The 7,044-nt window shown below is 59.0% G+C and carries 6 protein-coding genes; 3 read left to right on the top strand and 3 right to left on the bottom strand.

Features of this window, described 5'->3' with window-relative positions; all coding sequences use genetic code 11:
* Positions 1-246: 246 nt before the first annotated feature.
* The 3 genes from ASE69_RS03850 to ASE69_RS03840 form a co-directional block, all read right to left on the bottom strand.
* A complete protein-coding gene (locus tag ASE69_RS03850) occupies positions 247-1,389 on the bottom strand; it encodes a hypothetical protein (protein ID WP_056483230.1) in 1,143 nt (380 codons plus the stop codon).
* A 133-nt stretch (positions 1,390-1,522) separates the two neighbouring features.
* Positions 1,523-2,524, bottom strand: coding sequence for a M48 family metalloprotease (locus ASE69_RS03845; RefSeq protein ID WP_056483227.1), 1,002 nt, complete (start codon positions 2,522-2,524; stop codon positions 1,523-1,525).
* 252 nt (positions 2,525-2,776) lie between these two features.
* Positions 2,777-3,367, bottom strand: coding sequence for a hypothetical protein (locus tag ASE69_RS03840; protein WP_056483225.1), 591 nt, complete (start codon positions 3,365-3,367; stop codon positions 2,777-2,779).
* Positions 3,368-3,780: 413 nt separating this feature from the next.
* Between ASE69_RS03840 and ASE69_RS03830 the strand changes: the two genes are divergently transcribed.
* The 3 genes from ASE69_RS03830 to ASE69_RS03820 all read left to right on the top strand — a co-directional run bounded on the left by ASE69_RS03830 (position 3,781) and on the right by ASE69_RS03820 (position 6,954).
* A complete protein-coding gene (locus tag ASE69_RS03830; protein ID WP_056483220.1) occupies positions 3,781-4,881 on the top strand; it encodes a histidine kinase dimerization/phosphoacceptor domain -containing protein in 1,101 nt (366 codons plus the stop codon).
* Positions 4,881-5,345: a response regulator gene (locus ASE69_RS03825; protein WP_056483217.1), complete on the top strand. Its 465-nt coding sequence runs from the start codon at positions 4,881-4,883 to the stop codon at positions 5,343-5,345. Before ASE69_RS03830 ends, ASE69_RS03825 begins: the two co-directional genes overlap by 1 nt.
* A 175-nt stretch (positions 5,346-5,520) precedes the next feature.
* Positions 5,521-6,954, top strand: a complete 1,434-nt coding sequence (locus tag ASE69_RS03820; RefSeq protein ID WP_056483214.1) for a PAS domain-containing protein — start codon at positions 5,521-5,523, stop codon at positions 6,952-6,954.
* Positions 6,955-7,044 lie beyond the last annotated feature (90 nt).

Raw genomic sequence — 7,044 nt, 5'->3', positions numbered from 1 at the left:
GGTTCGATAGTCTCGTCTGACATCACGGCCTCGTTCAAAGAGCCGCCATCAACCCGTTGAACGCTCCGCCTACAAGGCGACCTTCAGACCACGCTTACTGCCAACGTCCAATTTGGTCGCATCTGTCGACCAAGGGTCGACAATCGTCAGTTGCGGCAACGTCGCTTAGGTATTCTTGAGACGCGGCCGCGATCAGCGCGCAAGAAGCCGGATTATAAAGTCACACCAGATATACCGCGACCGTCATCACGTCCGAGCCCAACCCGAGTACGATGCCTTTCCGCTAGACATATCAATCACGAATGTGTCGCCGTTCCAGCGGCTGGCGTAATAGTTTCCGTCCGCCTCGAACACGCTGACGAAAGGCTCGCTGGTCACGGTCGCGTGATCGAAAGGATGCGTTCTAGAATCGGTCGTCCCGGCCTCAGCTGCGATCTGCCACATAGGCGCGCCACGTACGCCGCAGCGGAATACCTCGCGTCCGACAATCGCCGATACCGTCGGGTCGTTCGCATTGTCCGACAGAAAGGCTACCAACTGTCCGCCGTCATCGAGAAGCACTCGCGTGTTGATGGTCCACCGCCCATCCGCGATCGCAGCCGCAACGTCCGACGACGTGCCGTGGGACGGCGCGGCATCGACATGGTGCGCCGGCGCCGTCGACTCACCGATACCCCACCCCTCCGCTTTCGCGGTAAATGAGGTACTGAGCGGCTGGCCCAGAGTGACGATCCGCATCTCGGCGGTAAACAGGACACCGAGTCCGGTGAGCGACACGAGCAGCGTTTCCCATGCCTGATCATCGCCACCCCGATCGTATGGATGGTCGCGAAGATGCTTGAGGTGGGATGTCGACGTACGATCCCCACCCTCGATCGTCGCGAGACCTTCCCCGATTAGCGCCTCGACGAACCATAGAACCAGATCCTTCCAGTCCGAACGATCCTCGACGTCGTTGAGTAAACGGGCAGGTGCGCGAGCCGTCTGGGTAAGTATGAACAGGGTGTCCTGCACAGCGTAGAGGAGCCGGTCACGTTCGGACGGCCCCCGCCCGGCAACGTCGGTACAATTGCCTTCGTCGGTATTCGAAGCCGGCTTCGTCACCTCACCCTCGCGCCGTTGGCGAACAAGCTCATGCAGCGCGAGCAACGCAGCTTGCAGGGCGTGGTCGAAAGGAAGTCGCTCCGTGTTGCCTTGCGGCTGATAGGTACTGGCGCCGTCGAGCGTCATGACATGGCTGTCGAATTGATCCAACCATTGCTCGTCGCCCGGCTCCAGGGCGTCCCTCAGGCGGAGCAGCAGTTCGGTCGTGACGGCTGCCTCATCGGGGATGAAACGGCGTAGGGCGGACTCCATTTCCGACAGGATTGCAGCGCCCGCAACGCTCATCGCTGTCGCCCCGGGATCACCGTCACGACATGACCCTTTTTATTGGTGATGATCCGAAGACCGGCGTCCCTGACAGGGCCCATAGGTCGCACGTCATCCACGATCGCAGCTTCGCCGATCCTCATATCCGCGGTTATGCGGCGACCACCAGCTTGACGAGCGTCCCGGGCTTCAGCGGCTCGTCAGCCGGAACGCCGTTGATGACGATGAAGCGTTCGCGCTTGCCGTCGGCGACCGCCATGCGCTGGCTCAACGTATCGATCGTGTCCCTTGCGCTAACGGTGACGATCCGGATGACCTTGCGACCCTCCTTGCCCTCGCCATATGGCAGGCCATCGAGCATGCGGAGGAACGCCGTATCCTGGGTGGTCGCAATCTCCGGCTTGCCGGTGGCCTTCGCCAGTGCCTCTGCGCGCTGCACACGATCGGCTCCATTCGGATGCGTCGATGCCCATGTCGGCGCAGACCGTGCGGTGCCGCTGGCCTGCGCCGTCAGTCCGGTCGACTCATCGAGCGCAGCCAGGATGTCGGCCGAGGCATAGGGCGAGTAGCCCGCAGCGGTTATGTAGCGGACGCCAAGCGCGTCCGCCTGATATTCCTGATCGCGTCCGTACTTCAGCGTGTACAACTGCGCCCCCGTGCCGGCGAGGCGGGTCGCAAGATCGCTTTTCGTAGCCAGGCTGACGCCACGAGCAAGGAGGCCGCCGATCGTCGCACGCGTGTTACGCGAGGCGGCGTGGCGGGCGGCAACATGGCCTATCTCATGGCCCATCACGGAGGCGAGTTCCGCCTCCGAGGTCATCAGTGCGAGCAGCTGACGGGTGACGTAGATGTACCCGCCCGGGATGGCGAAGGCATTCTCGACCGGGGAGTCTAGCAGAGTGACGGTAAAGTCGCTGCCTGCATTCGACAGGCCAGACTGGACCGAGACACGCTTGCCGACGCGTTCGACGAATGTCGTCTGCGGCCCCTTGTACGCACCGCCGAACTGCGCGAGCAGTTGTGGATGAGCCTGAGTGCCCTGCGCCTTGTCAGTCGGCGAAATTGAGCGGCCCGTGTTCTGGGCAGTGAGAGGGGCACCGGGCGCAAGCACGAATGCGCCGGCTAGCAGTACAGCAATGTGACGGCGGATCATGAAGCTCTCCCGGTTACGACGGTATAAAGCGACCCATACGCCGTTGTTCCGGATTAGCATCGATACCGCTCTGCACTGATCTAGCGATCGTCCCGCCAGTTGCTGCTAAGCGGGGGAGTATCGCTGTGGTTTCTGGACGAGGGTCCGAAGTTGCGGGGGAGGAAGACCGACAGTCAGAGACCCGAACGGAGAGAAAAGCGGACCGGCGGCTTCCGGCTCCATGGATTGGATAACTAGGTCGTGGTTGATCGGTTATCTAAAAATAATCCACACTAGGCCGATAACGGAAATGCCAAGCGTGATGCACGAAGCCGGAATTGCCAGAAACGCATATAGTGCGTTCGAGGGCTTTTGGGCCGGTTCTGTTACAAAACCGGCCTTAGCCTGTTTGAGAATTACCAATATATCATTGGGCTCATGCGCATAGTCCTCGGCCGCTATGACTAGCTTGCCGCCGCTGCGTTGCGGCATGACTATCGAACGCGCAGCGCTTTTACCGTTTAAACGCCGCAATACGGGCTCCCCCAAAGCCGACCAAGAATGGTAAAGCCTCGTACCCTGGAAGTTCAGTTCTACGCCACTGGTGGTCACCCTTAGCCAATCAGGACGAGCTAAACGACGAAGCGTGCGCACTTGAAGCCACACGAAGAGAAGTGCGATAGGTGTAAAAATCGCGAGAATAGCAATATCGGCTAGTTGTACGCGATCTTTTCTGACCAGCGCATAGCCATAACTTATAGCCAGGCGCGCAAAGGGAAGCAGAAATGCTACGAGCACAATAGCTTGCGGCAGAAGCTTCAGCCTGCATGCCTTGAGCGTCACGGCACGGTTTTCGGCGTTCATGAATGCCACCTACCTCATAGTGGTTGCTGAAACCTTCGCTCGAGGATCGTGCCGATGTATAGGGCTTGACCCATTCACCGATCCAAATGAACGAATGGCTGTATCGGGAGCCCGGATCGCCGGCATGAACGTCCAGGTTTGGACGAACACGCCCTACTCTACGGCTTCCGCCAGACCCACAGGCGGATACTCACGAGCCATTTCCGCTTTCCCCATGTCTGCCATTCGTTCAGCTTCCAGCCTGCAGACGGGGCGCCGATTTTTGATCTCAAAGAGGCTTTGTACGCGCAAGCCATGCCGCCCAATGGTCATGCCTGAGTGACGAACTCGATCTCTCAGCGGAACGGAAAACGATCAAAACGATTTAGTCCCGGCACGGAGTTCGGCTGGTCGGCACGCTCCACGGAGGCGTGATGAAGCAGCGGGACGATTGGCATCTGACGGAAGCACTCGATTACGAGCACGGACGAGCGGACCCTTTTGCCGCGGCTGTTCGGGCTACCCGAATGCCTATGGTCATTACGGACCCCGCGCAGACCGATAACCCGATCGTCTTCTGCAACGAAGCCTTTCAAACGCTGTCGGGCTATGACCGAAGTGAAATCATCGGCCGTAACTGCCGCTTCCTGCAAGGTCCCGACACCGACCGAGAGCAGGTGGCTAAAGTGCGTCAGGCAATCGACGCCCAGACCGACATTGCCGTGGACCTTCTAAACTATCGGAAGGATGGATCTACGTTCTGGAACGCGTTGTATCTGAGTCCTGTACGCAATGATGCCGGTAAGGTTGTATTCTTCTTTGCCTCTCAGCTTGATGTTACCGACCGCGTTAAGGCGCAGACTATCATTTCGAAGCAAAAGTTATTGGTCGAACAGGAAGTCGAGGCGCGTACGTCAGACCTGGAGGCCGCGTTAGATGAGAAAACTCTGCTGCTTCACGAAGTCGACCACCGGGTAAAGAACAACCTTACGATGATCGGTTCGCTTCTGCGTTTGCAGGCGCGTAGCATATCAGACCCGGCCGTTTCATCGAAACTCGAAACCATGCTCGAACGGGTTGATGCGCTGGCGACAGTGCATCGCCGTCTTTATCAGTCGGACGACATAACCCGCTTCGATGTCGGGGCGTTCACCGAAAATCTAATTAACGACGTCGTTGGTGCCAGCCGACGCGACGACATCAAGCTGGTTTCGAACATTTCGCAAATAGAGGTGCCGTCCAGTAAGGCGGCATCGCTTGGGTTAATCCTCAACGAGATAGCGACCAACGCCATCAAGCATGCATTTGCCAACGGGCGAGCCGGTACGATTTCTGTCCGCACCGCCCTGGAAGGCAATAATGCCCTGATCGAAATCACCGATGATGGCCATGGGCTAGCCAGCAATGACGTTCAGCCGGACGGCATTGGCAAGATGCTTATCTCCCGCCTCGCCAAGCAAGTCAGGGCCGACGTCGTATGGTCCGACGCCGCCCCCGGTGTTCATGTATCTCTCTCATTCCCGGTGGACGATTAATGAGTGGACGTGCCAAACCGCCGTTGAATGTGCTGATCGTCGAGGACGAAGCTCTTTTGGCGATGGATATTGAAGCGATGATCGAAGACGCCGGTCACCGTGTCGTCGGCGAGGCCGCGTCTCTCTACGAAGTTGAAGACCTGGCAAGCGATCTCCATCCGGACTTGGCTTTTGTCGACATACAGCTTGCGAAAGGCACCAGCGGCCTAGATGTCTGTGCACTGATCCGGAAGCGATGGGCGGACGCGATAGTCGTCTTCGTCACTGCAAACCCACTTAAGATCCCAGCCGACTTTGCCGGTGGCCATGGCGTCATACCCAAGCCCTTCTCCCGGAATGGTCTGATGTCCGCAATGCGCTACATTGAAGAGGGTGTCTGCGATCCGCCGCCCGTATCCCCGCAGCCGGCGAGCTTCATTGCAGCACCCGCGTTCGCCACAGAGTGGTCTCAGACTAGCCGCTGATTTCCGGTGATAACCGACAATCGCATGGCCTCACGAGGTGGGAAGACAGATGACAGAAGTTCTACATAAATTCGATTACGTTGATCCATCAACGTCTTACCGCTAGGACGTTCCTGCTTTGGACCGTCAGCCACTCCCGCCTTCGCCTATTCGACCGCACGATACGTCAGGTGTCGTGCGCGAGGCTGTCGACGCATTTGCGTCCCGCCTCAACGAGCATGACCCCTTCGTTGCGGCGTTCGATCACTGCATTACGCCGATGGTCGTCAGCGATCCAACGCTACCGGATAACCCGCTGGTTTACGTCAATCGTGCGTTCGAGGCTCTGACGGGGTTCTCGGCGGTCGAGGTTGTTGGCCGGAACTGCCGTTTCATGCAGGGACCGTTGACCGATCAGGCCGACGTCCGACGTATGAAGGATGCGGTCGCTAGCCGCGAGCCGATCGATATCGACCTCTTGAATCACCGTCGTGACGGCACGCCGTTCTGGAACCGCCTCATGGTCGCGCCCGTGCATGACGCGACCGGCAGCCTACGCTACTTCGTTGCATCCCAGCTCGATGTCACGCTCGAGCGGCACGGGCTGTTGCAGTTGGAACGCGACCGCGACACGCTGAGTGCCGAGCTTGCGAAGCGTGAAGTCGCTTTGGCCGAACGAGAAGCGCGCCTGGCGCTTGCGCTCGATGCTGGCGGACTGGGCACTTGGACCATCGACCTGCCAGAATGGCGGCTCAGCTACTCGCCAAGTTGCCTGACGAACTTTGGAAGGCCGGCCGGAGAGATATTATCGGCGGAAGGCTTGTTGGCTTGCGTGCACCCAGAGGATCGCGAACTCGTCAGATCTTCGCTGAACAGCGCTATCGAGCATGGCACGCGGTATAACGTCGAATACCGCATATTGACGCCTGAAGGCGAGCAACGCTGGATCCATTCCCAAGGCTCGCTGCAGCGCCGGGCGGATGGCACGCCGTTGGCGGTTTCGGGCTTTTCGAGCAATGTTTCAGCTCGCAAATTCGCCGAGGAGCAACGTTCGGTTCTGGCCCATGAACTGACACACCGCGTGAAGAACACACTTGCGACGGTCAGTGCCGTTGTCAGTCAGACGCTACGCGATGCTGGGTGCCTTGCTGAGGCTCGGGATGCGGTGTCGGGCCGCATCGCTAGCCTCGCGTCTGCGCACGAACTGCTGCTCAAGGACGAGATCGAAGGCGCGGCAATCGGTGAGATTGTCGAGCGGGTGCTGGCGCCGTTCATGGACAGCAACGGTCGACGTTTTTCCGCTGTCGGCCCGACGATACGGCTGACCCCGGAAGTGACACTTGCGTTGTCGATGGCGCTGCACGAGCTGGCGACCAATGCGATCAAATATGGAGCGCTCTCGGTACCGGAGGGGCAGGTGAGCATACGCTGGGATCTGAACGGCAATGCAACGGAACGCCGGCTTACCTTCTCCTGGGCAGAGCAGGATGGACCTATCGTTGCCATGCCAACACGTGTTGGATTTGGTACGCGAATGATTGAGCGCGTCTTGTCACGCCACATCCGCGGCAAGGCGGAAATCCAATATCTGCCGGAAGGTGTTCGCTTCGCAATCGAAGCGCCGATCTAAGCTTTCGACCTTGTCTGACATTTATTAACCCCGTGGCGGGCCCATTGCGTGACCATATTGGTTAAGAGCTCAGCTTATCGGGATCTGTCA

The sequence above is a fragment of the Sphingomonas sp. Leaf208 genome, assembly GCF_001421415.1.
In the GTDB taxonomy this organism is placed as follows: domain Bacteria; phylum Pseudomonadota; class Alphaproteobacteria; order Sphingomonadales; family Sphingomonadaceae; genus Sphingomonas.
This window is presented reverse-complemented; position numbering and strand designations above follow the sequence as displayed.